The 26,408-nt window shown below is 71.1% G+C and carries 19 protein-coding genes; 8 read left to right on the forward strand and 11 right to left on the reverse strand.

Features of this window, described 5'->3' with window-relative positions:
* Positions 1 to 9: 9 nt before the first annotated feature.
* Entirely contained in the window at positions 10 to 1,170 is a 1,161-nt protein-coding gene (locus LJ657_RS42170; protein ID WP_232655000.1) for a PP2C family protein-serine/threonine phosphatase, read from the reverse strand.
* A 114-nt stretch (positions 1,171 to 1,284) separates the two neighbouring features.
* Entirely contained in the window at positions 1,285 to 2,043 is a 759-nt protein-coding gene (locus LJ657_RS42175) for an IclR family transcriptional regulator (protein WP_232655001.1), read from the reverse strand.
* Positions 2,044 to 2,296: 253 nt separating this feature from the next.
* Here LJ657_RS42175 and LJ657_RS42180 point away from each other — a divergent pair, with 253 nt between their 5' ends.
* A complete protein-coding gene (locus LJ657_RS42180; RefSeq protein ID WP_232655002.1) occupies positions 2,297 to 2,581 on the forward strand; it encodes a hypothetical protein in 285 nt (94 codons plus the stop codon).
* 409 nt (positions 2,582 to 2,990) lie between these two features.
* On the opposite strand, the gene LJ657_RS42185 is transcribed toward LJ657_RS42180, so the two are convergent.
* The 7 genes from LJ657_RS42185 to LJ657_RS42215 all read right to left on the reverse strand — a co-directional run bounded on the left by LJ657_RS42185 (position 2,991) and on the right by LJ657_RS42215 (position 10,660).
* Positions 2,991 to 3,254 carry a hypothetical protein gene (locus tag LJ657_RS42185; protein ID WP_232655003.1) on the reverse strand — a complete coding sequence of 88 codons (264 nt, stop codon included), beginning with the start codon at positions 3,252 to 3,254 and terminating at the stop codon, positions 2,991 to 2,993.
* 207 nt (positions 3,255 to 3,461) lie between these two features.
* Positions 3,462 to 5,435: a collagenase gene (locus LJ657_RS42190; RefSeq protein WP_232655004.1), complete on the reverse strand. Its 1,974-nt coding sequence runs from the start codon at positions 5,433 to 5,435 to the stop codon at positions 3,462 to 3,464.
* Positions 5,436 to 5,573: 138 nt separating this feature from the next.
* Positions 5,574 to 6,533, reverse strand: coding sequence for a LysR family transcriptional regulator (locus tag LJ657_RS42195; protein WP_232655005.1), 960 nt, complete (start codon positions 6,531 to 6,533; stop codon positions 5,574 to 5,576).
* A 103-nt stretch (positions 6,534 to 6,636) separates the two neighbouring features.
* The gene (locus tag LJ657_RS42200; protein ID WP_232655006.1) at positions 6,637 to 6,789 is read right to left on the reverse strand and encodes a hypothetical protein; all 153 of its coding nucleotides are present in this window, start codon (positions 6,787 to 6,789) and stop codon (positions 6,637 to 6,639) included.
* Positions 6,790 to 7,074: 285 nt separating this feature from the next.
* Positions 7,075 to 7,986, reverse strand: coding sequence for a YceI family protein (locus tag LJ657_RS42205; protein WP_232655007.1), 912 nt, complete (start codon positions 7,984 to 7,986; stop codon positions 7,075 to 7,077).
* Positions 7,987 to 7,998: 12 nt separating this feature from the next.
* A complete protein-coding gene (locus tag LJ657_RS42210) occupies positions 7,999 to 8,886 on the reverse strand; it encodes an intradiol ring-cleavage dioxygenase (protein WP_232655008.1) in 888 nt (295 codons plus the stop codon).
* 16 nt (positions 8,887 to 8,902) lie between these two features.
* Positions 8,903 to 10,660 (reverse strand): FAD-dependent oxidoreductase, encoded by a 1,758-nt coding sequence (locus tag LJ657_RS42215; protein WP_232655009.1) that lies wholly within the window; start codon positions 10,658 to 10,660, stop codon positions 8,903 to 8,905.
* A gap of 159 nt (positions 10,661 to 10,819) precedes the next feature.
* On the opposite strand from LJ657_RS42215, the gene LJ657_RS42220 reads away from it, so the two are divergent.
* Entirely contained in the window at positions 10,820 to 12,622 is a 1,803-nt protein-coding gene (locus LJ657_RS42220; RefSeq protein WP_232655010.1) for a helix-turn-helix domain-containing protein, read from the forward strand.
* Positions 12,623 to 12,742: 120 nt separating this feature from the next.
* The gene (locus tag LJ657_RS42225) at positions 12,743 to 13,918 is read left to right on the forward strand and encodes an FAD-dependent monooxygenase (protein WP_232655011.1); all 1,176 of its coding nucleotides are present in this window, start codon (positions 12,743 to 12,745) and stop codon (positions 13,916 to 13,918) included.
* 23 nt (positions 13,919 to 13,941) lie between these two features.
* Here LJ657_RS42225 and LJ657_RS42230 read toward each other — a convergent pair whose 3' ends face one another.
* Positions 13,942 to 15,420 carry a glutamate-cysteine ligase family protein gene (locus LJ657_RS42230; protein ID WP_232655012.1) on the reverse strand — a complete coding sequence of 493 codons (1,479 nt, stop codon included), beginning with the start codon at positions 15,418 to 15,420 and terminating at the stop codon, positions 13,942 to 13,944.
* Between the two features lie 172 nt (positions 15,421 to 15,592).
* Here LJ657_RS42230 and LJ657_RS42235 point away from each other — a divergent pair, with 172 nt between their 5' ends.
* Both LJ657_RS42235 and LJ657_RS42240 read left to right on the forward strand, forming a co-directional pair.
* Positions 15,593 to 15,934: a cupin domain-containing protein gene (locus LJ657_RS42235; protein WP_232655013.1), complete on the forward strand. Its 342-nt coding sequence runs from the start codon at positions 15,593 to 15,595 to the stop codon at positions 15,932 to 15,934.
* A 115-nt stretch (positions 15,935 to 16,049) separates the two neighbouring features.
* Positions 16,050 to 17,069 (forward strand): LacI family DNA-binding transcriptional regulator, encoded by a 1,020-nt coding sequence (locus LJ657_RS42240; RefSeq protein ID WP_232655014.1) that lies wholly within the window; start codon positions 16,050 to 16,052, stop codon positions 17,067 to 17,069.
* Here LJ657_RS42240 and LJ657_RS42245 read toward each other — a convergent pair.
* Positions 17,052 to 21,014, reverse strand: coding sequence for a glycosyl hydrolase (locus LJ657_RS42245; RefSeq protein WP_232655015.1), 3,963 nt, complete (start codon positions 21,012 to 21,014; stop codon positions 17,052 to 17,054). The genes LJ657_RS42240 and LJ657_RS42245 overlap by 18 nt on opposite strands.
* A gap of 250 nt (positions 21,015 to 21,264) precedes the next feature.
* Between LJ657_RS42245 and LJ657_RS42250 the strand changes: the two genes are divergently transcribed.
* The 3 genes from LJ657_RS42250 (at position 21,265) to LJ657_RS42260 (ending at position 26,408) form a co-directional block, all read left to right on the forward strand.
* Positions 21,265 to 22,563 carry an MFS transporter gene (locus tag LJ657_RS42250; RefSeq protein ID WP_232655016.1) on the forward strand — a complete coding sequence of 433 codons (1,299 nt, stop codon included), beginning with the start codon at positions 21,265 to 21,267 and terminating at the stop codon, positions 22,561 to 22,563.
* A gap of 60 nt (positions 22,564 to 22,623) precedes the next feature.
* Entirely contained in the window at positions 22,624 to 24,072 is a 1,449-nt protein-coding gene (locus LJ657_RS42255; RefSeq protein WP_232655017.1) for an L-fucose/L-arabinose isomerase family protein, read from the forward strand.
* A 164-nt stretch (positions 24,073 to 24,236) separates the two neighbouring features.
* Positions 24,237 to 26,408: a GH92 family glycosyl hydrolase gene (locus LJ657_RS42260; protein ID WP_232655018.1), complete on the forward strand. Its 2,172-nt coding sequence runs from the start codon at positions 24,237 to 24,239 to the stop codon at positions 26,406 to 26,408.

The raw sequence follows: 26,408 nt of genomic DNA on the forward strand, positions 1-26,408 counted from the left end.
ACACACTCGTCACGCAGCTTCGGAAGCGAGGTCCCTGCCGCCCGGTTCGGCCTCGACGGCGGGCTCGCTGAGGGCCGGTTTACGGATCAGGAGCAGCGCCGCGTCGTCGTGGAGACGGCCGCCGACATGTGCCAGCAGTTCGTCATGGAGCGCGCCGAGGGTGCGGGCCGGGTCGTCAGACACATGGCGTGCCAGGCCCTCGTCGAGCGGATAGAAGGCGCGGCCGCGGTCGCGGGCCTCGGTGACGCCGTCGGTGTAGAGCAGCAGCTGGTCGCTGTCGGCGAAGGGCAGCACCTGGAGGCCGGGGGTGTGATCGGTCAGCGCGCGCAGCCCGAGGGGCGGGGCCGGATGCGTGGACTCCACCGCCGTGACGCTGCCGTCCCCGCGCACCAGCAGCGGTGGCGCGTGTCCGCAGTTCACCACCTCCAGCTGACCGGCCCTCGGGTATCCGGCGACCACGGCGGTGACGAAGTCGTCGCTGCCGAGATTGCGCGCGAGGCTGCGCTCGATCCGGTCGACGACGGCGAGGAGATCGGGCTCGTCGTAGGCGGCCTCGCGGAAGATTCCGAGCACCAGCGCCGCGGTTCCCACGGCCGGCAGCCCCTTGCCGCGCACATCGCCGACGATCAGCCGTACCCCGTACGGGGTGGGAATCAGCGCATAGAGATCGCCGCCGATACGGGCCTCGGCCGCCGCGGCGCTGTAGCGGACGGCCACCTGGAACGGGCCGACGGTCGCCGGGACGGGCGTGAGCAGCGCGTGCTGCGCGGTCTCCGCGACGGAGCGGACGGCGGCGAGCACCCGTTCGCGGCGTCCCCGCAGAGCGCTGGCCAGGCTGCTGGCGAGGGTGACGGCGGCCAGAGCGGACAGTACGGCCACCAGCTCGCTGCCCGGTACGTCGTTGCGGGTGCCGAGCGTGGCGCCCAGCGCCGCGGCGAGGAGGCCGACGCAGAGGACTCCGCGCGGGCCGTTGGTGGTGGCGGCCAGGGCGGGCCCGGCCGCGAGCATCGGCAGCCAGGTGATCCCCGCTCCGCCGGCCAGGTCGGCCAGCACGATCACGGAGACGATCAGTACGGGCAGAACGCATGCTCCGGCGGCCAGCTGCGCGACGGCGCGCCTGAGCGACCGAATCGGCCAGTGGCCGCCGCCATGGTCTCGGTCCTGACTCATGTTCTGTCTGCAGTCCTCACCTGTGTAGGGCACGTCGGTCCGGGGGCTCACCGCTGAAATGTCTGTTTCATCCAGGAAACGCGGTCGGTCCGGGCGGTCACAAGCGGAGGGTTTTCAGATAGTGAGCGACAGGCCCCTGGTCACGCGGTCCGCGGTCGGGAGCAGCCGTGCCAGGATCTCCGGCAGCCGGGAGAGCCGGTCCGCGGGCATCGAGACACCGAGCGAGCCGAGGGTGTCGCCGCTGTGGACGGGGACGGCGACGCAGACCGTGCCCAGGCTGTACTCCTCCAGGTCCGTGACGGCCGGAGCCACGGGCGAGGTGTCCAGTCGCCGGAGGAGCTCGGGCCGGCTGGTGATCGTCCGCGGGGTGAGGTCGGCCAGGTGGTGCCGGGAGAGGTAGTCCTTGCGGGCCTCGTCGTCCAGTTCGCGCAGCACGGACTTGCCGAGCGCGGTGGCGTGGCCCGCGTCCTCGAACCCCACCCACAGGTCGACTCGGGGGGCCCGGGCGCTGTCGACGATCTCGGCGACGCGGATCTCGCCGTCCTCGTAGAAGGTGAGGTAGGCGGCGGTCGCGAACTCGTCGCGCAGCGCGGCGAGCGTGGGGCGGACCCGGCTGAGCAGTGCCTGTCCACGGCCCGTGGTGTGCAGCGTCTGCAGCCTGTCGCCGAGCACGAACGCGCCGTCGCCGAGCTTGCGCAGGTATCCGTCGTGGACCAGCGTCCGCAGCAGGTGATAGGCGGTGGCCAGGGGCAGCCCCGTCTCACGTGCCAGCTGTTTCGCCGGCGCGCCGTTCTCGTGCGCGCTCGCCGCCTCCAGCAGCCGGAAGGCACGCTGGACAGAAGTGATCAGCGTGGGCCCGTCGCGCTCACCCATGTGACCAGCGTGCGTCAGGGGCACAGCGCGCGCAACAACTCGCCGAATGCTCGCCCAAGTTGGCAGGGCCTCAATATCTGCTTGCCTTGCGATTCACTCACAAGGCGTATTTCCCGCCATCGACCAGGTTAGTGAGTGATTGCCCGAATTCGGCGCGCCGCCGGATGTTCCGGGGATATTTCTTATTAACCTCCACAACTACACGAAGTCGATCTATCGCAGGTCGCATCCACTTCACTCCACCGGAGATGACATGCACCAGCTTCGCAAGGCTGCCGTCCTGGTCGCCGCCGTCAGCGTCGGCCTCCTGGGTGCCGGCACCGCTCAGGCCCACGACGGCGGCGACAAGGGCGGCGGCAACACCGTCCTGCAGAGCACCACCTGCAGGTCACACGACCTGAACCTGGACGTCCTCGGCCAGGTCGGACTGCTCAACGGCCTGCTGGGCGGCGCGCTGAACGGCGAGGGCAACGAGGGCGCACAGTCGACCTCGCTGGGCTCGTCCATGGGCTGCAACAACAGCGTCGGCGGTAAGTAGGAAAAAAGCTCACCCCGGTGCCCCGGCCGCAAGCCGGGGCACCGGGTTTTTCGCCTGCCCGGAAAACCCGGTCGACTGCCGAGACCACAGAAAGCCGAAATGGCGGAGCGGGAACCCGGCCGGGCCGGCCCGGCATTCTTGGATACAGATTACTGATTTCCCTCGACGGAGGCCTTTCCCTCACGGATCTCCGACTGACAGGGCGTGTGCTTGCTCCCGCGCACAATCGAGGCCCGGGTGTCGGCGCCGTCGTACGGCGTGCACCCGGGCCTTGGAGAAAGCGGAAACGGCTGCAGCCCAGGCGCGCACCCTGGTGGGTCTCTGCGCGTCCGGGCTGCCTTTGCTGCTCTGACGGATGTGTGCCTGCCAAGGTGCGGACTACGGAGCCGCTCGCCCCCTTGGCGCCTGGCTACTTCTCGCTCGAATCCTTGGAGACCGGGGCGACGAACGCATCGATGAACCGGTTGAGATCCAACTGCGGCACGGTGTATCTGGGCGTCTGCTCCGGCGTCGCCTTCTTTGAACTGTCCGGTGCGAAGTGCCACTGCGGGGAAACCACCTCGGTGCCCCCGCGCGGCCCGTCGGCGTCGTCGGCGAAACCGACACCGACGCCGGCGATGGACAGCCCCGCGACCGCTGCGGCTACGACCGCAGCGCGCTGAAACTTGCGCATGGTTGACCCTTTCTCACCCGGGCGCGAAGCCCTGGATTGACTACTTAATGTGAGCATATACATGCACTAAGTAGTAATTTGGGATCTTGGCCGCGTCTATACTCCATTTCGGCCCGCAGCGCATCCGCAGGAGGCCGACGCCACGACCTGCGTTCCGCGTCCGGCATGGCAACTCGCGCCCCAGCACAGGCCTCAGCCCCGTCCGGCCTACCACGCCGATGCGCTACGCCTTCCGAGGGCGGGCGTGTCGGAGCAGGCGCCACCGGCGCACGCCGTGAGCCACTGGTCGAAGTCGGCGTCGTAACGGATACCGACGCCGGAGTTGTAGACGGCATATCCGCCCGCGTAGTCGCCGGCTCGGAAGCGGGCGAGCATGCGCTGGATGTCCCCCGGGTGGTTCTCGAACATGTAGCGGACCGCGAGATAGCCCCACGGATAGGTGCGGATCACGTCGCTGTTGGCGTAGGTGCTCTGGAACAGGGTGCTCAGCCGGTAGGTGTGCTTGCCCGCCTCTCCGACCGCCTGCTCGTCGGTGATTCCCCGGTAGCCGTAGGAGACGTACTCGGCCAGGCCCTCGATCCACCACACGTCCGGCACCGACGTCTGCTGGGTGAAGTCGCCCTTCATGTCGTAGCGGGCGTCGAGGATGTGCGTGTACTCGTGGTTGAGGTTCCAGATGCGGGCCGTGAAGCCGTCGTCGGAGCCCTTCTGGTACATGATCGAGAGCGGCTGGTTTGCCGGGTCGGCCGGGTCCCCGGTCAGCGTGATGCCGCCGTTGTCCGTACTGACGCCGTAGATCGCCCCGGCGTAGGTCTGGTAGTCCGCGCGGGTGGCGAAGACGACGAACTGCGCCGTCGACAGGTGCTGGCCCGGTATGGGGCCGTCGTCCTCGACGAGGTCGTCGAAGTACGGGTCCTGGGCGCGGAGGTCGGCGCATACGGCGTCGAGGTCGGCGACGGTGAGCGCCTGGGCCCGGACGGTGTGGGTCGCGTCGCAGGTGTGGGTGAGGGGCAGGGCTGCGTCGGTCAGCCGGGCGGACAGGTCGCAGATGTCGTAGTACGAGCAGTCGGGGCGGTCGTAGTAGTCGGCCTGCGTCGCCACGGCGACCCACAGTGCGGCCGTGGGACCGGTGATCTTCGAGGCGTTCAGCAGGTCCTTGGCCAGCGGCTGGACCGTGGCGCGCAGCGCGGTGTGTTCGACGTAACGGGCAACGTTCATCCCGGCGTTGGAGTCCAGGTAGGCGCGTTCGGTGCCGAGCAGGTCCACGTGTTTGAGCGCGAACCCGTGCAGGGTCCGGATGATGCCCGGGTCGGCGGTCACCGCGTTGACGTAGTCCGGGTTCCAGTTGCCGCGCCAGAGCGGGGTGTAGACGTCGTTGACGGCGGTGAGCATGCTGGGGATCGCGTCGTAGGAGCTGTCGTAGGCGCTGAGCAGGCGCTGATAGGCCGTCAGGTATCGGGCTTGCAGGTCGGCGCTGTCGGTGAGAACGACCGTCTCGCCCAGCACGTCTCCGTTCGCCGCGGTGACGTCATGGGAGTGCCGGTTGGCGAAGAAGGCGTCCAGGCCGCGGGTGGTGGCCCGGGCCAGGGGTGCGCCGTAGGGGCCGACGTCGGACGGGTTGTTGAACTGGACGTAGTAGCCGGCCCGCAGGAACAGGACGAGCTGCCACGCTCCGGAGGAGTTGTCGCCCCGATAGCGTTGCGCCTCTCGGGTGAAGGCCTTCGCCACGGTGACCATCTGGGACTGGCGGAAGATGTCGCGGGCGTTGGTGCCGGTCACGGCGAACAGGGTGTTGACGCAGCCCGTGGTCGAGGCTTCGACGAAGGTGACGAGCGCGGGGCCGGTCCTGCGGGCGAAGTCGGCCGGGGTGCACGAGACCGGCTTCGGTTTGGATTTCGGTCGGGTCTGCGTGGTGGGCCGGGTCCGGGTCGGGGTCGGTTGCAGCGGGGGCAGTTGGGCGGTGGTGAGCGGTCGGGCCTGTACGGCCGGCTGGTCGGCGGCGGTGGCGGTCGAGCCGGTGGGCGGCGGGGGTGGCGTCGTCTTCCGGGCCACGGTAACGGGGGTGGAGACGTGCCGGGCGGGAGGTGCCGCGAGCGCCGGCACCGACAGCAGGCCCGCGAGGGTGATGCAGGCGGCGAGGGTGACGGCGGCACGTCTGGGCAGCGCGAAGAGGTAGCGCATCTCTGGACTCCTCTGCGGAGGGATGCGCCTCGGTACGGGTGTTGAGGCGCGTGAGGCACCATCTCAACGCCGGACTGCGCCCAACAATGGAATGTGACATAGCACTCTGCGGCAGCGAGCCATAACACCCCGCTCCGGCTACGCCCCGCTCCCCCGCCAAGTGCGCGCGGCCCACGCCCTCAAGTGCGGTGACCGCCCGGCGAGTTCGCGATATGCGGAAGCGGCGGAGTGAAACAGTTCCTCCACCACCTCCTCGGCCACCGCGTCCCGCCGCCAGGCCAGCACATAACGGCACCACAGCGGCGTACCGATCAGGGGTCTGATCGCCACGTCGGGGATCGGCCGCAGCGTCGCCTGTACGACGGACACTCCGAGGCCGTCGGCGATCATGCTCTGCAACTGCGACTGGTCACCCAGGAATTCATGTACGGCGACCGGCGAGAAACCGGCCGCCGCACAGGCCGTGTAGAAGACCCCCGGCCAGCCCGCTCCGTCGTCCGGTGTCAAAAACCACGCGTCCTCGGCCAGGTCGGCGAGCGAGACCTGAGCGCGGCGTCCGAGGCGATGGCGGGTGGGCAGCGCCACGAACGTGGGCTCGGTGACGATCCCCCGGTGGGTCACCGTGTCCGCATGTTTCAGTTCCATCCCGGGGTAGTCCGCGGCGACGGCCGCGTCCACCTCGCCCTCCTCCAGGAGTTCGACGATCCGCGAGGAGGCGTACACGCTGCTGACGGCGAGCGCGACGTCCGGCAGCCGGGCCCGGACCCGCGAGACCATGCCGGACAGCACCGGCGAGTTGGTCGCGGCGACGCGCAGGGTCCTACGGGCACTCGCCGCGCCGGGGGCCGGACGGCGCCCGATCGCTGCGGCGCGGGCCAGGACGTCGCGGGCCTGGGCGACGACCTCGACGCCGAACCGCGTGGGCCTGACTCCCGTCGCCCCGCGCTCGAACAAGGACTGGCCGAAGTAGCGCTCGATCCGCCGGAGTTGGGTGCTCATGGCGGGTTGCGAGTACCCGAGGTCCGAGGCGGCGCGGCCCACGCTCCCGGCATCCGCGATCGCACACAGGACACGCAGATGCCGAAGCTCCAGGTCCATCCGTACGCTCCCCTGCCGCCGTGGACAGGAAGCGTTCCATCACGCCACCCCGTACACAAGTCGCAGGTCAGCCACCCGCCGAACCAGGAGAGCGACCGGCGCGCTACGTCGGCGGCGGCTGCGTTCCAGCAGTCGCATCCTCCTCGCCGGCGCCAGGAGCCGTCGCCATCTCCTCACCCTGCTTCTTCAGGGCGAGTTCCCTTGCCGTCTTTTCCGAGTGCAGCCTCATCTCTGCCTCTGTCCGAAGATCGAACACCGCTGCCTCCTTTGCCGTACCGCGGACGTTTCTTTGCCTTTAGATTACCCTATGGATGGGGTCGGAGTCACGGTCGAACTGGCGCTGTGTCGCAGGTGGTTGAGCTCACCAGGCCACCGGCGTTCGGTCCGGGCCGGCGACCGGCCGAGGCGGTGGTATGCGACCACCACGCCCTCGCCGGCCCGGATGGTGACCCCGCCGACCTCGACGCCCTCCGTGGCGATGCGACGCAGGCCGATGTGGACGACGGTCGGAGTTGTTGACGCTCGGGCGCGCGGCCCGCCGCTACTCCGGCGGCGTAGGTGTGTCGTGGGTGCGGTACATCGCCTGGACGTCCAGTTCCAGTTGGACGGTGGGGCCGACCACCGCGATGCCGCGGGCCAGCATGGTCCGCCAGTTGAGGGTGTAGTCCTCACGGTGCAGTTCCGCCTTGGCGAGGGCCGCGCAGCGCAGTTCCTCGCCGTAGCCGCCGTTGACCATGCCCAGGTACGTCGTGTCCAGCGACACCGACCGGCTCACTCCGTGCATGGTGAGGGTGCCCAGCAGCGACCACTTGCTGCCGCCCCGATAGGCGAAGCGGGTACTCGTGAAGTCGATGTACGGAAAACGGTCGACGTCCAGGAAGTCGGCGGAACGCAGGTGGGTGTCCCGGGTGTTGTTGCCCGTGGTGATGCTCGACGCGTCGATGCGCACGTGGACGCGGGAGTCGGCCACCTCCTGCGTGACCTGGATGCCGCCCTCGAAGCGCTCGAAACGGCCGTGCACATGGGCCATGCCGACGTGTTTGGCGATGAACCGGATCGCGGTGTGCGGCGGGTCGAAGAGCCAGGTGCCGGGAACCGGGAGTTCGGCCTGCCGGGCCGGCTGGAGCCACACCCGCTGGGACTCGACGCCGGCGTCGGCGACGACCTCGACCGTCTCCCGGTGGGGTTCCAGCCCCTCGGCCATGGCCATCAGGCTGTAGCTGCCCGGCGGCAGGACGGCCATGAACAGTCCGTACGGATCGGTGGTGCCGCGCGCCGCGACCTGGTGACTGCGAAGCTCCGTCACCGTCACATCGGCGGCGCCCAGGGGCTGGTTCACCGGATCCAGCACCTCGCGGACGACGACGCCCGCGCCGGACGGGACGGGAAGCGTGAGGCCCGCGGCGCTTCCGGGGGCATTCCTGAATCGCCGCCGGAGCAGTCCGAGGGGCATGGATTTCACCTTTCAGTCTTTCGGGCCGGTTCGGGCCGGGTTCAGTACGAGGTCGAAGCGCGCGTGCCGGAACGGGTTCCGGATGCCGAACTCCCGCGCCAGGGGCGGGTCGTCGGTCTCGGTGAAGTCCTGCACGAGGCTTGCCCTGACCGCGAACACGGCGTCCGAGCCGAGGTGGTCGCTGCCCGCCACGAAAATGTGCGTGGTGACCGGCGTATACCCCACGGCGGAGGCGATGAAGTGGATGTGGGCCGGGCGGTAGGGGTGCCGGCCGGTCGCCCGCAGAAGGTCGCCGACCGGGCCGTCCGTGGGGATCGGATAGGGGCTCGGCACACAGGTGCGGAACCAGAAGCGGCCCTCAGCGTCCGTGGTGAACAGCCCGCGCCCGTTGCCGGCCGGCTGGACCTCGGGCTGCTGGACGTCGTAGTAGCCCTCGGCGTTCGCCTGCCACACGTCGAGGACCGCGCCCGGCAGCGGGGTGCCGTCCCGGGACAGTACCCGGCCGCTGACCACGCACGGCTCTCCGCCGCCCGCCAGATCGATGTCCGCGCCGAGTTCACGGATCGGGGACTCGGTCATGTGGAAGGGGCCGAGCACCGTCGACTCGGTCGCCGTGCCGCAGCCGTCGCTGTTGATCGTCTCCACGAGCATCGAGACGCCGAGCACGTCCGACAGGAGGACGAACTCCTGCCGGGTGTCCGTACACGTCTGACCGGTCGCCGTCAGGAAGCCGATCGCCTGCTCCCACTCCTCCTGAGTCAGCCGCGTCTCGCGCGCAAAGGCATGCAGGTGGCGGGTGAGGGCGGCGAGGAGCTCGCGCAGCCGGGGGTCGCTGGTGCCCTCGATGCTGTCGACGACGGCCTCGGTGAGGCGGGTGGTGGAGGTGGATTCGGTGGTCATGTCCTGCGCCCTCCGCTCAGGCATGCCCGAGGATCCGCCGCACCGCCCCGTTCAGCAGCCCCTCGGCGTCCTCGCCGGAGGCAGCCGCCGTCGGGTGCCGGAAAGCCACGTAACCGTCCGGCCGTACCAGGAGGGCTCCCCCGTCGGCCACTTCGCTCAGACGGGCCCAGTCGCCGTACGGGTCCTCGTACTCCTGGCCGGGGCCGATGACGACGGCGGCGATCTCCAGGTCCTGGGCCTCGGCTGCCCGTACCCAGTCCGCGCCGCCGATACCGGTGATCAGGGTGAACCGGCCCTGTCCGACGGTGTCGAGGGTGGACAGGGTGCGGCTGCCCGAGGGGATCCAGGCGTGCGGGAGCTTGGCGCCGGGGCGGGAGGTGGGCTGGTGGTACAGCTCGGGGTCGCGGTCGAAGCCGGGGTCGGGGGTGCCGTCGGGGACGATGGCCGCGGAGGTGTAGCGCTGGTTGAGGTCGACGCCGTGTGCGTTGAACTCGTACACCTTGAAGGCGATCGCCTCGCGGAGCTTCGCGCGCTGCTTCTGCGCGGCCTCGGTGTCGTCCTTGCGGGCGGCGATGTTCGCCCACAGCTGCTCGGGGGTCCGCGGGGACAGTCCGTCGAGCGCCTCGAAGACGGGGGCCGTCTCACCGATGGACTTGTTGGCCCGCGTGACGATCTGCCGGCCGATCGGGGCGCGTTCCGCGGTGTAGGTCTCCAGGAGCCTGGGCGACGCGGTGCCGTCGAGGACGAGCTTGAGCTTCCAGGCCAGGTTGTACGAGTCCTGGATGGAGGTGTTGGAGCCGAGACCGTTGGACGGCGGGTGGCGGTGCGTGGCGTCGCCGGCGCAGAACACGCGGCCGTCGGAGTAGGTCTCCGCGTACATCTCGTTGACGGTCCAGGCCGAGGACGACTTGATGGTCACCGGGATGTCGTCGTCGCCGATCAGCCGGCGTACGACGGACTCGGCGTACTCGGTGGTCAGGTCGGGGGCGCCGGCGGTGACGTCGTAGCCCCAGACGATCAGCCACTCGTTCCAGGGCCGGACGCAGCGCACCAGGCCCGCGCCGATGCCGCCGACGGTGGCGCCGGGCGCCAGCACCCAGTAGAGGGTGGAGGGGCGGTACGCGGTGTACTTGCTCAGATCCGCGTCGAAGACGATGTTGATGCTTCCGGCGACCCCCATCTGGCCGCCCATCGGCAGCCCGGCGTCCTCGGCCACCTGGCTGCGGCCGCCGTCGGCGCCGATCAGGTACTTGGCGCGGATGGTGTACTCGTCGCCGCGCAGCCGGTCCTCGACGGTGACCGTCACGCCGAAGGCGTCCTGGACGAAGGACTTGTAGACGGTGCTGAAGCGCAACTGCGTGCCGCGGGCGACGGCTGCGTCGATGAGCACGGGCTCCATGAGGTGCTGCGGCATGTCGCACATGCGGGTGGGGCTGGCGAGTTCGTGCGCGGCCTGTACGAGGGGGTCGTTGCCCCAGGAGCGGACCCGGCCGAGTTCCTCGCCGGCGAGGCTGGTGCAGAAGGTCGTGTTGCCCATGAGGTGCTGCGGGGTGGCTTTGGCGACGACCTCCTGTTCCACGCCGAGGTCGCGCAGCACCTCCATGGTGCGCTGGTTGGTGATGTGCGCCCGGGGCGTGTCGGCGAGGCTCGCGTAGCGGGTGACGACGATGTTCGGTACGCCGTAGGTGCTCAGGGCGAGCGCGGCCGACGCGCCCGCTGGGCCACTGCCGACGATCAGTACGTCGGTCACGACATCGGGCTCGACGGTGTGCACGGGGAAACGCTCCAGGAATTCCGGAATGAGGACAGGCGCCGACTGCTCATGATCATGTGGGGAGACGCGCGAAGCCGGGTGTCTCAATACGAGACAGTTCCTGGGCCGGCACCACGGGTCGTTGCGCGTTCAACCGTCCCCGATAGGGTGAGCCGTGCCGTGACCACCGCAGAACGCCCCGCCGTCCACCCTGCTCTCGCCTCGCTGCGCAGGGCCCGCGAGCTGTTCCTGCTGGGGCGGCAGCTGCCGGACGGGGTGCCGGAGGACGTCGTCGCCGCCTGGAAGCGAGCCCGTTTCCTCGGCGTGCGGCACGACACGAAGCCCCCGGGGCCGGAGGTGCCCCGCCCGTCCGTACGGGCGCCGGAGCCTCCTCTGCTCACCGCGGCGCGGCCCGTGCTCGAACGGATCGCCCCCGCGCTCGGCACCGGGCAGACCTCGTTGGTGCTGACGGACGAGCGGCTGCGGGTGCTGTGGGCAGCCGGGCTCGCGCCCGGCGACCCCTGCCACGACCTCTCCGAACAGGTCGTCGGCCACAACAGCGCGGTCCTCGCGCTGCACACCCGGCGCCGTGCCGAGGTGCACGGCCCCGAGCACTTCCTCGACCTGTGGCAGGACGTCTCCGCGGTCAGTGTGCCGGTGCGGGAGACGGAGACGGGACGGGTGCTGGGCACGGTGACCGTCTCCTGCGGACTGTGCGCCGAGTGCGGGCCGCATCCGGGCGCCCCGCTGGCCGAGGCCACGGCGGTCGCCGTCGAGGCGGAACTCCTGTCCCGGTCGCGGGCGGCCGAACGGGTGCTGCTGGACGCGTACTTGAAAGCCGCGGGCGAGCTGGGGCGCGCCGTGGTCGCCCTCGACGGTCGTAACCGGCTCGTCAGTGAGGCGGCCGGACAGCTGCTGTCGCCGGAGGCGCTGGAGGTGCTGGAGCGGGAGGTGGTGGCCCTGCTGCGGGAGGGGGGCCGTCGCCGTGGCGCGCAGGAGGAGCCCGACTCGGCCTCCGGTGCCGTCGGCGGATCCGAGGCGTCGACAGCTCCGGCGTCTTCGGTCTCGTACCGCCTCCGGCTTCCGGTCGGGACGGGGTGTACGGCGATGCTCATCCCTGTGCCACACGAGGGCTCGGTCGTCGGGGCGGTTGCCGTGCTTGAGCCGGTGGGGAACACGGGGGCGGCCCCCACCGCGCGACCCGCGGTGGGTCTGGCCGGCCGTTCGGCGCCGTGGCGGCATGCGGTCGGCCGCGCGGTCGAGCTGGCCGCAACCCCCGAGCCGCTGCTACTCGTCGGCGAGCGCGGCACGGGGAAGACCTCGCTCGCACGGCACCTCGCACAGCAACATCTGGTGACCATGGACGCGGCCGAGGGTGAACTTACCCTTCAGGGCGACGAGTTGGCGGGCGGCCGCCCTCTGCTCGTCCGGCATGTCGAGCGTCTCACGCAGCCCGGCACGGCGATCCTCAACTCGCTGCTCGAATCGCACCCGGGCGCGCGTCTGCTGGTCACCTACACGCCCGGAGTGCCGCCGGGGCCGTGTCTCCAACGGCTCCTGGACGCCCTGGCCGCACGCTCGGTCACCCTGCCCGCGCTACGGGAACGGCCCGACGACATCAGAGAGCTGCTCACCGCCCTGGCTCCCCGCCCGGCGCCGGGGCGGCCCCCGCTCACCTGGACGCTGGACGCGTTGCGTGCTCTGGAACAGCATCCGTGGCCCGGCAATGTCACCGAACTCGCCCATCTGGTACGGGCGTTGGCCGAGCAGCGGCGTGCGGCCGGCCCGGTCCGGCGCAGCGAGCTGCCGGACCCCGTGCGCGAGGGCCCCGCCAAACGGCAGCTGAGCCCGATGGAGCACGCCGAGCGCGCCGCCATCCTGGAGGCCCTGCGCCTGCACGGCGGCAACAAGGCCCGGGCAGCGGCGGCCCTGGGCATCGCCCGCGCCACGCTGTACCGGAAGCTGCGGGGTTACCGAGACTGACCTCGGCATCGGCGGCCGACCCCTGTCTGGCCGGAAAGGCCTTGTACAACGGCGGAGTTCTGCTCGATAGCCTGTTGCCACCATGCGGGGCCCGCGAGTCCGTCGAAGTGAGGTCGTGCCGTGAGAGCGATCGTCGTGGGAGCGGGTATCGGGGGACTCGCCGCGACACTGAGTCTGCGCCGCGCCGGGCACGAGGTCACGCTCCTCGAACAGTCACCGCAGTTCACCGAGGCCGGCGCCGGGATCCAGCTCGCCCCCAACGCCACCCGCGAACTGCGCCGGCTGGATCTGCTCGACGCGGTCGCCGCACGGTCCGCCCGCCCTGCCGCCGCCAGTTTCCGCACCTGGTCCGACGGGGCCGAGATCTGCAGCTACGCGCTGGGCCACGAGGTCGAGGACGCGTTCGGGGCGCCGTATCTGCAGGTCCACCGGACCGATCTGCGCGATGCCCTGGCCGCCGCCGTGCCGGACGGGTCGGTGCGGCTGAACAGCCTGGTCGTGGGAACCGACCAGGACGACAGGAGCGCGTATGTGACGACCGCGAACGGCGAACGCCTGGGTGCGGACCTGGTCGTGGCCGCGGACGGCATCCGGTCCGCGGCCCGCCAGTGGCTCTTCGGCGCGGACCAGGCCGTCTTCTCGAAGACTGCCGCCTATCGGGCGCTGCTCCCGGTCGAGGAGGTGGCCGATCTCGGCCTGCCGGACACCGGGGTGTGGCTGGGGCCGGGGCGGCACTTCGTCCACTACTGGGTGCGCCGGGGCGAACTCCTCAACGTGGTCGCCGTGTTCGGCACGGAGGTCGCCGCCCAGGAGTCGTGGACCGCGCAGGCCGAGCCGGGAGAGCAGTTGCGCGCGTTCGAAGGCTGGGACTCCCGGGTGCGCAGCGTCCTGGAACGCGCGGGGCAGGTCTTCCGCTGGAGCATCTACACGCGCACCCCGCTCACGCGGTGGCACATCGGCCGGGTGACGCTGCTGGGCGACGGTGCCCATGCGATGGTGCCCTTCCAGGCCCAGGGCGCGGCGCAGGCGATCCTGGACGCGGCCGTGCTCGGCGACTGTCTCACCAAGGCGGGGCCCGCCGACGTACCCGACGCCCTCGACCGGTATGTGCGCCGGCGCCTGGCGGCCGCCACGAGCATGCAGGGCCGTTCCGCGGTGGCGGGCGAGGAGTTCCACCTGCCGGACGGGCCCGAGACCGAGGCGCGCAACGCCCGCATGGCGGCGCACGCGGCCGAGCACAGGTTCATGCCCGTGGCGACCGCGTGGGGGGTCGACCTGCTCGACGAGCAGCCCTGACAGCACGACGAACGTCCACCGCGTCAGTCCACGGGCCACGTGTGCGCGGGCGCGTTCAGGTGCATATAGTCCATGTACGTGGTGGTCATCCGGCGCAGCGCCTCCTGACGGTCCAGGACGCCGGTCTTCTCCAGGTGGTGCACCGTCTCCGCCTGCCACGGGGCGCCGTTGCGGGCCGTGACGCAGCGCTGCTCGATGATGCCGAGCAGGGGTTCGCGCCAGGTCGCGTCCATGCCGGCCAGTTCGAGGCCGCGATGGGCCAGCGGCAGCAGGCGCCGCAACACCAGTTCCGTGACCGGTACTTCGCCAACGCCGGGCCAGTACAGGCGGGCGTCGATGCCGTCGCGGGCGGCGGCGTGCAGGTTCTCCTCGGCGACCGCGAAGGACATCCGCGTCCACACCGGCCGGTCCTCGTCGACCAGGGCGCGGGTCAGACCGTAGTAGAGCGCGCCGTTGGCGATGATGTCGGCCACGGTGGGGCCCGCGGGCAGGACGCGGTTCTCGATGCGCAGATGCGGTCCGCTCTCGGTGACGGCGTACACGGGGCGGTTCCAGCGGTAGATCGTGCCGTTGTGCAGGGTCAGTTCGCCCAGTTGGGGGACGCCGCCGCTGTCGAGCGTCGCCTGCGGGTCCTCGTCGTCGCACAGCGGCAGCAGGGCCGGGAAGTAGCGCACGTTCTCCTCGAAGAGGTCGAAGACGCTGGTGATCCACCGCTCTCCGAACCACACCCGCGGCCGTACGCCCTGGGCCTTGATCTCCTGCGGGCGGGTGTCGGTGGCCTGCTCGAACAGGGGAATGCGGGTCTCGCGCCACAGCTCCCGACCGAAGAGGAAGGGGGAGTTCGCGGCCAGGGCGATCTGTACGCCGGCGATGGCCTGGGCAGCGTTCCAGTAGGGCGCGAACTCCTTCGGGGCGACCTGCAGATGGAACTGGGTGCTGGTGCAGGCGGCCTCGGGGGTGATGGCGTCGGCGTACATGGACAGGCGCTCCACGCCGTCCACCCGGATCCGCAGGTCCTCGCCGCGTGCCGCGAAGATCTGCTCGTTGAGGAGCTTGTACCGCGGGTCGCCGGACAGGGCGGACTCACCCACGTCCGACTCACCCAGCGTCGGCAGAATGCCGATCATGATCATGTGTGCGCCCAGCGCCGAGGCGCGTTCCTCGGCGTGGTTGAGGGCGTCGCGGATCTCCTGCTCCCAGGCACCGGGGCCGCCGGCGGTCAGCCGCCGGGGCGGGATGTTGATCTCCAGGTTGAAGCGGCCGAGCTCGCTCGACCAGGCGGGGTCGGCGATGGCCTGGAGGACCTCGGTGTTCCGCATGGCGGGCCGTCCGTCGCCGTCCACCAGGTTGAGCTCGATCTCCAGACCGACCTGGGGGCGCTCGCTCTCGAAGCCCGACTCTCGCAGCATCTGCGCCAGCACGTCGAGACAGGTGTGCATCTTGTCCCGGTAGCGACGGCGGTCCTCCCGCGTGAACACCAGGGCGGGTACGTCACGTCCCATCGGGCCCTCCCGAGTCCCCTCGGCGGATACCTCTCGTCCCAGCGTCCCACCTCGACCGGGTCCGGCACAGTCGGCGATGCGCCGATGACAGGAGGTGCTCGGGGGTACGACAGAGGGTGAATGGCTCGGTGGCTGTGCTGAACTCGGTGGACACCGCGAGGAGGCATGGCCCATGAGCAGACCGCAGTCCGAGTTCCACCGGCCCGAGGCGCCCTGGCGGCGGCCGCCCGGGGCGTCCGACGGCGTGTGGGAGCAGGTCCTGGCCGAGGATCGGGAAACCGGGGACGCCACCGTGCTGCAGCGGTACGAGCCGGGGACGGACACCAGCGCGCAGGGCAGCGTCCGGCACGACTACTTCGAGGAGGTGTACATCGTCGACGGCTCCCTGACCGACCTGAGCCTCGGCGAGACCTTCACCGCGGGGATGTACGCGTACCGGCACCCCGGAACGCAGCACGGGCCGTGGACGAGCGCGGAGGGCGTGCTGATGCTCGTCAGACGAGGGCCTGCCTGAGGCCGGCGAGACGCCGGTCCACCGGCAAAAAACGTTTTAGTCACCGCCGGGGTAGACTTGCGTCGCCCATAAGGACCACGTCGTGCCTGGTCGCACGGCTGTCACAGCGAGGGGGGTGGACGCCATTCCGGTTCGCCCCGCCCGGATCCAGGACGTCGCAGCCGCCGCCGGAGTCTCGGTGTCGACGGTGTCCAACGTGCTGAACCGCCCGGAGCGCGTCAACGCGCGCACCGCCGAGCGGGTCCGCGACGCGGTCGCGGCGCTCGACTACGTGCCCCATCCGGGCGCCGCGGGACTGCGCACGGGTCACACGTCCTCGATCGGCCTGGTCCTGCCCGACGTGACCAACTCCTTCTACGCGCGCATCGCACGGGGCGCCGCCGACGCCGCGTACGACCACGGCTATGCCCTCGTCCTCTGCCACAGCGGGGACGCCCCGGAGCGCGAGCAGGGCTACTTCACCATGCTCGTCGAACAGCGGGCCGTCGGCGCCGTGGTCGTCCCGCTCAGCGCCGACCCCACCCGGCTCACCCGGCTGCGCGAGCGCGGCATTCCCCTGGTGCTGGCGGACCGCGCCATGCCCGCCCAGGACGGCTGCTCCGTCTCCGTCGACGACATCGCGGGCGGCCGTATCGCCGTGCAGCACCTCCTGGGCTGCGGGGCCCGCGACATCGTCGTGGTGAACGGCGAACGGTCGATACGGCAGTGCACCGACCGCTACCAGGGCGCCCGGCAGGCCGTCCGCACCCGGCGCGAGGCGCGGCTGGGCCAGGTGGTCGCCGAGGAGATGACGGTGGCGTACGGCATGGAGATCGCCCGTGGACTGGACGACCTGCCCGACGGTGTCTTCTGCACGAACGACTTCCTTGCCGCGGGGCTGTGCCGGGGCCTTGCCGAGCGGGGTGTGAAGGTGCCCGAGGACGTGCAGGTGGTGGGTTACGGGGACCTCGACATCGCCAGCTTCGTGGGGACGACCCTGACGACGGTCCGGCAGCCCGTCGAGGATCTCGGCCGGGCCGCCGTGGAGATGCTGCTCGACGAGGTGGAGGCCCGCGCCGAACACGCCCACGAGGCAAGGGTGTTCGCGCCCGGGCTCGTCCTGCGGGACTCCACCCTGTCACTCGCCGCCGGCTGACTCCCCGACCCGTAGCGTCACCGGTCCCAGCAGCCCGGACGTCAGCTGGGAGGGGAACGCCCAGGCGGTCGGGGTGGCTTCGGCGAGATACGGGGCCAGGGTGTTGTGGAGGGTCACGTCGATCCGTACGGTGCGCCCGGCGGCACCGCTGAGTTCGAAGCGGTACGGCGCGCAGAACGCCTCTCCGGCCGGCTCCCCGTCGAGAAGGACGGCGACGCTCCCCCGCACCCGCCCCAGGTCGAGCACCGGGTCCCGCCCGGCAGGCACCTCGACATCACGCGAGTACGTCACACCGCCGCTCCAACCCCCCAGCCCCAGCGACTGCCAGTCCCCGAGGGGCAGCGGGGCCGCCACGGAACGGACACGCACCGGCCCGAACCAGGCGGAACCGCCCCGCAGCACGGCTGTCGGCTCGGTGACGACCTCGAACTCCGTGGGTTCGAGGAGCGGTTGAGGCAGCGTCAGCACTCTTCCGTCCAAGGGAAGTTCCGCGCCGTCGCCGGTCCTGACTCGCCCGGCGAGTGCCAGGGGCAGGTCGAGCGACACCGTGCCCGGCGGCGCGATGAAGCGGAACCGCTGTGCGTACACGCGGACTTCGTCGGTGGACCGCAGCGGCAGTACGGCGGTGCCGAGCACCGGTTCGCCGGTCAGCCACGCGGTGCCGGGCAGGGGATGCGGTCGTACGGCGGCGTGGCAGTGCTGCAACTCCCCCCACCTGCCCTCATGTTCGACGGTACGCCCGCGCCACTTCCCCGTCTCCGCCTCCCAGCCGGCTCCGCTGACCAGCGCGGTCACGCCTGTTCCCGCGACGAGGTCGACGAACACGGCATCCCGGGCGCGGACGCTGTCGGCGACGACGTCCAGCACGTGGTCGCCCGCCGACAGGGTCAGTTCGTGGCGGAAGAACATCGGCACCGCGCCCCAGTCGGACTCGTAGTACTCGACCTTCTCCTGCCGCGCCGCGACCGCGCCGTCGAGCAGCACGGTGACTCCCGCCGCGGCACCCACCACGAGTACGGCCCGCGCGCCGCCGTCGGACAGGCGCAGACGGCCCCGGTAGGTGACGCCGCCGTCCGGCCGTACACCGTCCGGCAGACACATGAACTGCGGGCGCGGCACGAAACCGTCCGGAGGAGACAGACAGAAGTAACTGCCCAGCGGGGCATGCTCCTCGGCCGAGATCATCGACGGGCGGTCCTCGGCGTCGGAGAGTTCGTACTCCAGGACGTTGCGGGGCCGGTCCACCTCCACCCGGGCGGACGCCAGATATCCGCCGCACGTGGGCAGCCTCTCGCCGTTCCACCACACCCGCTTGGCCGCTGCCGCGCCGACGTGCAGATCGGCGGGCCCGAGGTGGTCGGTCTCGACGATCGACCGGACCCGGGCGACGGTTCCGCGGCCCGGCACCGGGACGCGTACGAACTCCTCGTTCACCAGCCCCTTGTTGCCCAGCAGCCCGTCCGGATCCGGGATCCCGCGGCTCGACGAGAACACCGCCACGGGCCAGCTCTCGCCCCACGGCACCAGGGGCAGCTCTCCGGCCAGGACCCGGGCGACGGACGCCGGGTCGAGCGGGTCGGGGGCCTTCGCGGCCGGCACCGGGGGCAGCACGCGCGCCCGGTTGCCGTACGTCGCCCGGGTCTGCTCCCAGCGGGCGTCGGGGGCGTCGCTCTCGGTCCACCGCATGGTCCAGATCTGCGGCTCGTCGACGGACGACCCGGCGGGCAGGGCAAGGTCGCCCCAGGTGTTGTCCATGGTGGGCACCAGTCGGCCCTCCCAGCCGCCCGACACGTCGATGGTCCGGGCCGACGCGGGAGGTGGTGCGGGCGAGGAAGCCGCCGGGGGGCCTTCGCGCCATACGACGAGGACGGCGGGGGCGCCTTCCAGCGGCACCTCGATGGTCGAGACGCCGTCGGTGACGGTGACGTGGGCGGGGTGTCGGGCGCCGGTCGCCGGGTTCCAGACCTCTGCCTCGGCGACCGGGGCGCGCACGGTGAGGGACCTGGTGGGAGCGTAGCGGGCGGGGTCGACGTCGTGGTTGCCGCCGGACGGATGCGCACGGGCGTCGGGGAAGGCCCCCGTCACCAGGGCGACCGCTTGCCCGCCCTTCCGCCGCACGAGCAGCGGCACGTCACACCTCGCGTACCCGGCACTGTCCGCCACGGCCAACGCGCCCGCCTCGGCGTCGCTCGCCCGCTCCAGCTTCCGATGAGCGCACAGCGCCGCCACGACGGCGTCGTCACCGGCCAGTCCGGCCGCAGCCGCCGGCGGACGGCCCACGGCCACCACCCGTCCTCCGGCGTCCAGCAGTTCCCTCAGCCGTCGTGCCGTGCCCTGCTCCAGGACGCTCGCCGAGGGCAGCAGCACCGCGGTGTACGCGAGGTCCCCGACCCGCAGGGCGCCGTCGGCGGGCGTGGCCCTCTGCACCGAGGCGTCGTCGATGACGTCGTAGGAGACGCCGTGCCGGTCCAGGGTGCCGACGTGGGGCCGCAGCCAGTTGTTGGTGCCGCACAGGTCCAGGTAGTGCCGCTGGGTCTCGTCGACGTCGGCGTGGCTGTCGCCCAGGCGGCCGTCGCCGAAGTGCTGGACGGGGGCGTCCAGCGGGATGAGGGACTGCATGGTGGCGGTGGGGTGCAGGACCGCGACGTCGGCGCTGTAGGTGCCCCAGGACAGGATCGAGCAGATGCGGGCGACGGCCCGGGAGAAGGCGGGGTACTGCGGCCAGTAGGGCTGGCGCCAGTCCGTGGACGGCGGCGCCCACTCGAACCAGCCTCCCGCGGTGCCGAAGTAGCTGGCGTGCGGGTTGTACAGGTTGGCGCCGCTGCGCAGGAACGGCAGGAGCCAGTCGTAGGTGTCCTCCAGGGTGCCGCCCCAGCCGGAGGAGTGGAACGCCTCGATCCAGACCCGCTCGTGGCCGTAGAGGTGGGCCATGGAGGAGTGGACCTTGGAGTCCCCGTGGTGGTCGCTGCCCGCGCCGCCGTACCAGCGGTGGGTGCGGAAGTAGTCCGTGTAGATCTGCGTGGACTGCGCCGGGAAGCCGGAGCGGGCGGGGTGGCTCTGGTCGCAGCCCAGCAGCATGCCGCGTGCGTCGTGCCAGGCGGCAAGAGGTTTGAACAGGGCCTCTTCGGCGAGTTCGGCGCGGACCGCGTAGTAGTCGGCACGGATCTTCGCCGCGTCAGGGACGTCGGAAGTGCCGTGGAAGAGGGCCGGGAGGTGGGCGAGCAGGTCGTAGCCGCGGCGGGCGAGGAACTCCTCGGGGAAGCGGCGGCTCCAGGCGTTGGTGCCGGGCAGTTCGTCCTGGAAGCTTCCGGCGACGACGTTGCCCAGGTACTCCGGGACGCGGCGGTCGAACTCGTGGTGCACGGCCTCCAGGAGCAGACGGACGGCGTCCGGGTCCAGGTAGTCGAAGGCCGTGGGGACGGCGGTGACGACCCGCACCTCGCTGCCGTCGGCGACCGCGATCCGTGCGGTGCCGGTGACGGGCAAGGGCCGGCCCTGCTCCGAGTACGCGCCCACCAGGGTCTCCGAACTCCCCAGGGGCACGACGCCGTTGGAGACGTGCGCCGTGCGGCTGCGCAGGGCGAGGCCGGCCGCCTCGGGATGCAGGCGGGTCACCGAACCCTGGACGTTGGCGCCGGAGAACCCGATCTGGTCGTAGAACCACAGGCGCATGCCCAGGTCCCGGGCGATCTCGCAGGCGTCGGTGAAGCGTGCCCACCACTGCTCGCCGAACCAGGGGGGTTCGTCGGCGCGGGCGCCGAAACTCGGGCCGGCCGGCGCGAGATTGATGACCACCAGGTTGTGGACGCCGCCCTCGGCGAACCTGCGCATCTGCCAGGCGAGGCGCTCGCGGGTGACTTTCGCGCCCGACCACCACCACAGCGGAGTGGGGCCGAAGTCCCGGGGCGGGTCGTCGAACAGCTGCTGCAGCGCGGAGGAGATCACGAATACGGTCCTTCCGGGTTCGGCCGGGGCACCCTCGCGGATCAAAAACGTTTTACGTGAGCCGGGTCGTCGACAACCTGGAATGTTGGCACCGGATCCGAACAACGGGAAGGACGCCGTCGCGTCTTCCTGCAAATGGACGCATGAGGGGTTGTTGGAACGTTTTTCCCACCCTATATTCACTGCACTCGGCCTCAGTGCCGCGACATCCCCCTCCGCTCGGCCCATCCCCAGACGACGGAGTCGCATCATGGTCCGAACCCCGACCGCTCCCGAACGCTCGGAGCAGCCCATCCCCTGGCGGTTGTGGAAGGTGGCGGCCCTGTCGGGCATGGCCTCCTACCTCGACGCCGCTCTCATCGTCAGCATCGCCGTCAACCTGGCCATCTACCGTGACAGTTACGACATGGGCGTATGGATGGCGGGCGCGATCAGCGCGATCGTCACCGGCTGCATCGCGGTCGGCTCCCTGGTCGGCGGACGGCTGGCCGACATGTTCGGGCGCCGCCGTGTCTACAACTGGGACATCTTCTGCTTCGCGCTGGGCGCGGTCGTCATCACGCTCGCGCCGAACGACATCGTGCTCTTCGCCGGCGTGCTCGTGGCGGGGCTCGCCGCCGGTGCCGACCTGCCGACCTCCCTGGCCGTGGTCTCGGACGCCGCACCCGCGGACGGCCGGGCGCGTCTTGTGTCCTTCACGCAGGTCATGTGGGTGGCGGGCATCGTCGTCGTCATCTTCCTCGGCTACCTCCTGTCGGACACGGGCATGACGGGGGCCCGGATCATCACCGGTCATCTGGCCGTCGCCGCGCTGGTCACCTGGCAGTTGCGCTCCCGGCTCGACCTGGCCGACGGGCCGTCGGACACGGAGGTGGCCCAGGAGGCGGCCGCGCTGGACGCGCCACGCGGCATCGAACTGAAGAACGTGTGGAACCGCGCCGCGCTGCTGCCGATGGCCGCGACCTTCGCCTACTACGTCACCTGGGGCATCGGAGCCAACACCTTCGGCCAGTTCGGCACCTATCTGCTGGTCACCGTCAGCGGCGCCTCACAGAGCCTGGCCACCGGGATCAACCTGGCCTTCCTCCCGATCGCGCTGGTGCTGACCGTCGTCTTCGTCCGGATCGCCGACACGCCCTGGCGGGACCGGCTGTTCTACGTGTTCACGGTCGTGCAGATCGTCGCCTTCTGTATCGCCTCCGTCACGGCCGGCGCCCTGGTCGGCATGCTCGTCTTCTTCGTGCTGTACCAGATCTCCAACCCCTTCGCGGGCGAGGCCAGTTACAAGGTGTGGTCACAGCTCACGCTGCCGCCGGACACCCGCGGCACCACCCAGGGCCTCACCTACGCCGTGTCGCGCGGGGTCTTCGCGGGCGTCGCGTTCGTCACGCCCGCCCTGATGGAGTACAGCGCGTCCGTCCTGCTCTGGTCGATCACCGCCTGCATGGCGGCCTCGGCGGTCGCGGGCGTGTACGTCGTCCGGGTCCTCATCCAGCGCTCCCCCGGGGCCGCTGCCGCTCCGGCGGATCTGGGAGTGGCCCGGGCGTAGGGAGCGGCCGGACGCCCCCCTGAATCCGACTGCGGACCTCCGAAGGAGCTACCCCGAGCCATGGCAACCGCCGAACACTCCCTGTCCCTGCAGGAGTTGCTGCCTCCGGTGCACCGCCGCCGTACCCGTATCGGCCTGGTCTCGGGCGGACTCGGCACCTACTGGCCCCAGTTCCCCGGTCTGCTGCCGCAGCTGAAGGAGTCGGCCGCGTATGTCGCCGAGCGGCTCGGGCAGCTCGGCGCGGACGTCACGGACGTCGGTTTCATCTCCGACGCGGAGGAGGGCGCGGTCGCCGCCGAGGAGCTGCGCCGGGCCGACTGCGACCTGATCGTACTGTTCCTGACGACGTATCTGACCTCGTCGATGGTGCTGCCGATCGCCCGGCGCTCGCACACCCCCGTGCTGGTCGTCGACCTCCAGCCGTCCGAGCGGATGGACCACGCCACCTTCGACACGGGCGCCTGGCTGGCGTACTGCGCGCAGTGCTCGGTGCCCGAGGTCGGCAACGTCTTCCGGCGCGGCGGCATCCCCTTCCGGTCGGTGTCGGGCTGGCTGCGCCAGGAGTCCGCCTGGCGGCGCATCGAGCAGTGGATCCGTGCGGCCCACGTCCGCGCGGCGCTGCGGCACGCCCGGCACGGCCTGATGGGGCATCTGTATCCCGGCATGCTGGACGTGTCGACCGATCTGACCCTGCTGCCCACGACCTTCGGCTCGCACGTCGAGGTACTGGAGTTCGACGACCTGCGGCACCGGGTGGAGCAGGTGACCGAGGCGGAGACCCGCGACCGTATGGCGCTGGCCCGCCAGGTCTTCACCCTCGACGACAGCGTGGCGGACGAGGACTTCGCGTGGGGCGCGAAGGTGTCCGTCGGGCTGGACCGGCTGGTCGAGGACTTCGGCCTCGACACGCTCGCCTACTACCACCGCGGCCTCGACGGCGAGCTGCACGAGCGGCTCGGCGCGGGCATGATCCTGGGCGCCTCCCTGCTCACCGCCCGGGGCGTGCCCGCGGCGGGCGAGTACGAACTGCGCACCAGCGTCGCCCAGTTGGTCTCGCAGAGCGTCGGCGCCGGCGGGTCCTTCACCGAGATCCAGGCACTCGACTTCGAGGACGGCGTGGTGGAGATGGGCCACGACGGGCCCGCCCACCTCGCCGTCAGCGCCCGTGACCCATTGCTGCGCGGGCTGGGTGTCTACCACGGGAAGCGCGGCTGGGGCGTCAGCGTGGAGTTCGACGTCCGGCACGGCCCGGTCACCCTCCTGGGCCTCGGCCAGGACGCCGACGGCGGCCTGTCGTTCATCACCTCCGAGGGCACCGTCGTGCCCGGTCCCCTGCTGGAGATCGGCAACACCACCAGCCGTGTCGACTTCGGCCGTGACCCCGGCGAGTGGGTCGACGCGTGGAGCGCGACGGGCGTCGGCCACCACTGGTCCCTCGCGGTCGGCAGCCACGGCGCCGATTTCCGGGCCGCGGCGAGCCTGCTGGGCATCGACCACCGGGAGGTGTGAGCTCTCCTCCCGCGCGCCCTTCTTCACTCCGGTGCATTGCGCCGTGAGCCTGATCCGCGCGCGTCCCACGGCAAGGCGTCGCGCAACCACGCCGTTAGGCCGGGAAGGTGGGCAGTCCGTCGTCGTTCGCCACCGCGACGTCCCACCGTCTCGAGGAGAGCTTCTTGCGCCTGCACCCTGTCGCGGCTGCCCTGACCTCGGCCGTGCTGCTGGCCTCGCCGCTCCCGGCGGCGTCCGCCACTCCGGGCACGGCCGAGCCCGCGCGCGCCACGGACGATCCCGCCGGCTACGTCAATCCGTTCGTCGGCACCGCTCCGGGCGGCACCGACTTCGGCCACGGCGGAGGCGCCGGGAACACCTTCCCCGGTGCCACGGCGGCGTTGGGCGGGATCCAGTGGAGCCCCGACACGGTCACCCGTCAGCACGGCGGGTACGCGTACAAGGACAACCGGATCCGGGGGTTCAGCCTCACCCACATCTCCGGCGCGGGCTGCAGCGACTACGGCAACGTGCCGTTCATGCCGCTGACCGGCCGCCCGGACGCAGACCCGGCCGCACGCCACGCCATCTTCTCCCACACCAACGAGCAGGCTTCGCCGGGCAGTTACGGCGTCCGCTTCGACAACGGCATCCGTACGCAGATCTCCGTCACCCAGCGCTCCGGCATCGCCCGGTTCACCTACCCGGCACACGACACGCGGCCCGCCGGGCTGACGGTGGACGCGGGACGGGCCTTCAACAAGGCGACCGGCAAGATCAGCATCGGGTCGAGCACCCTGTCCGGCTACACCGACAGCGGTGGCTTCTGCCACTCCTCGAACCGATACCGGCTCTATTTCCACGTCGAGTTCGACCGCCCCTTCGCGCACACCGAGCCACTGGACGGCAGGACCTCCGGGGCGTACGTCTCCTTCGCCCCCGGAATCCGTACGGTGACCGCGCGGGTCGGTGTGTCCTTCGTCGACGTCGCCGCCGCCCGCCGCAACGCCACCGTGGAACAGCGCGGCCGCTCCTACACCATGCTCCGCAGCGCCGCCCGCGCCCGCTGGAACCAATGGCTGGGCAGGATCGCCGTCCACGGAGGCACCAAGACCCAGCGGCGGGTCTTCTACACCGCGCTGTACCACGCCCTGCTGCACCCCAGTGCCTTCAGCGACACCGACGGCCGCTACCGGGGGATGGACGGCCGGGTCCACCGCACCCGGCCCGGGCATGTGCAGTACGCGGACTTCTCCGGCTGGGACGTCTACCGTTCCCAGGGCCAGCTGCTCGCTCTGATCGCGCCGCACGAGGCGTCCGACATCGCCCAGTCGATCCTCGAACAGGGCCGCCAGGCAGGGTATTTCGACCGCTGGACGGTGGCCAACGGCGGCACCCGCGTCATGGTCGGCGACCCGCTGCCGGCCATGGCCGCCTCGATCCACGCCTTCGGCGGCACCGACTTCGACGCGCGGGCGCTGCTGCGCGCCGCCGTCGCGGGCCGGCAGGACGACCGGCAGCGGCCGGGGCACCAGAAGTACGACACCCTGGGCTACGTCCCGGCCGGCACCAAGGGTGTCTGGGGCAGCGCGGCCACGACGCTGGAGTACGCCGTCACCGATGCCGCGCTGGCCCATCTGGCCGGACGCCTCGGCGACACGGAGACCCAGGCCGCCCTCACCCGCGCCTCCGGCAACTGGCGCAATCTGTTCAACCCGGTGAGCGGCTACATCCAGCCCCGCAACGCCGACGGAAGCTGGCCGCCCTTCTCCCCCACCCAGCACGGGGAGTACGTCGAGGGCAACGCGGCCCAGTACACCTGGCTGGTCCCGCACGACCTGCCCGGCCTGTTCACCGCCATGGGCGGCGACGCCGCGGTCACCTCCCGTCTCGACACCTTCTTCACCCAGCTCAACGCGGGCGCCGACAAGCCGTACGCCTATCTCGGCAACGAACCGTCCTTCAACATCCCCTGGGCGTACGACTACGCGGGCCGCCCCGACCGCACCCAGGACATCGTGCGGCGGGCCCTGACCACCCTCTTCACCGACCGGCCCGACGGTCTCGTCGGCAACGACGACCTGGGGGAGATGTCGTCCTGGGCGGTCTGGGCCAGCCTGGGCATGTACCCCCAGGTCCCGGGCAGCCCCCAACTCGCCCTGGCCAGCCCGCTGTTCCCGGCCGCCACCGTGCACCGCGGCAACGGGGTCGATCTCACCCTCCTCGCTCCGGACTCATCGGCCACGAACGCCCACGTACGGTCCCTGAGTCTGGACGGACACCCCGTCAGTGGGCCCTTCCTGCCTGAGGGCGTCCTGACCTCGGGCGGTGTCCTCCGTTACTCGATGGCGCCCTGA

Source organism: Streptomyces guryensis, assembly GCF_021261325.1.
Lineage (GTDB): Bacteria > Actinomycetota > Actinomycetes > Streptomycetales > Streptomycetaceae > Streptomyces > Streptomyces guryensis.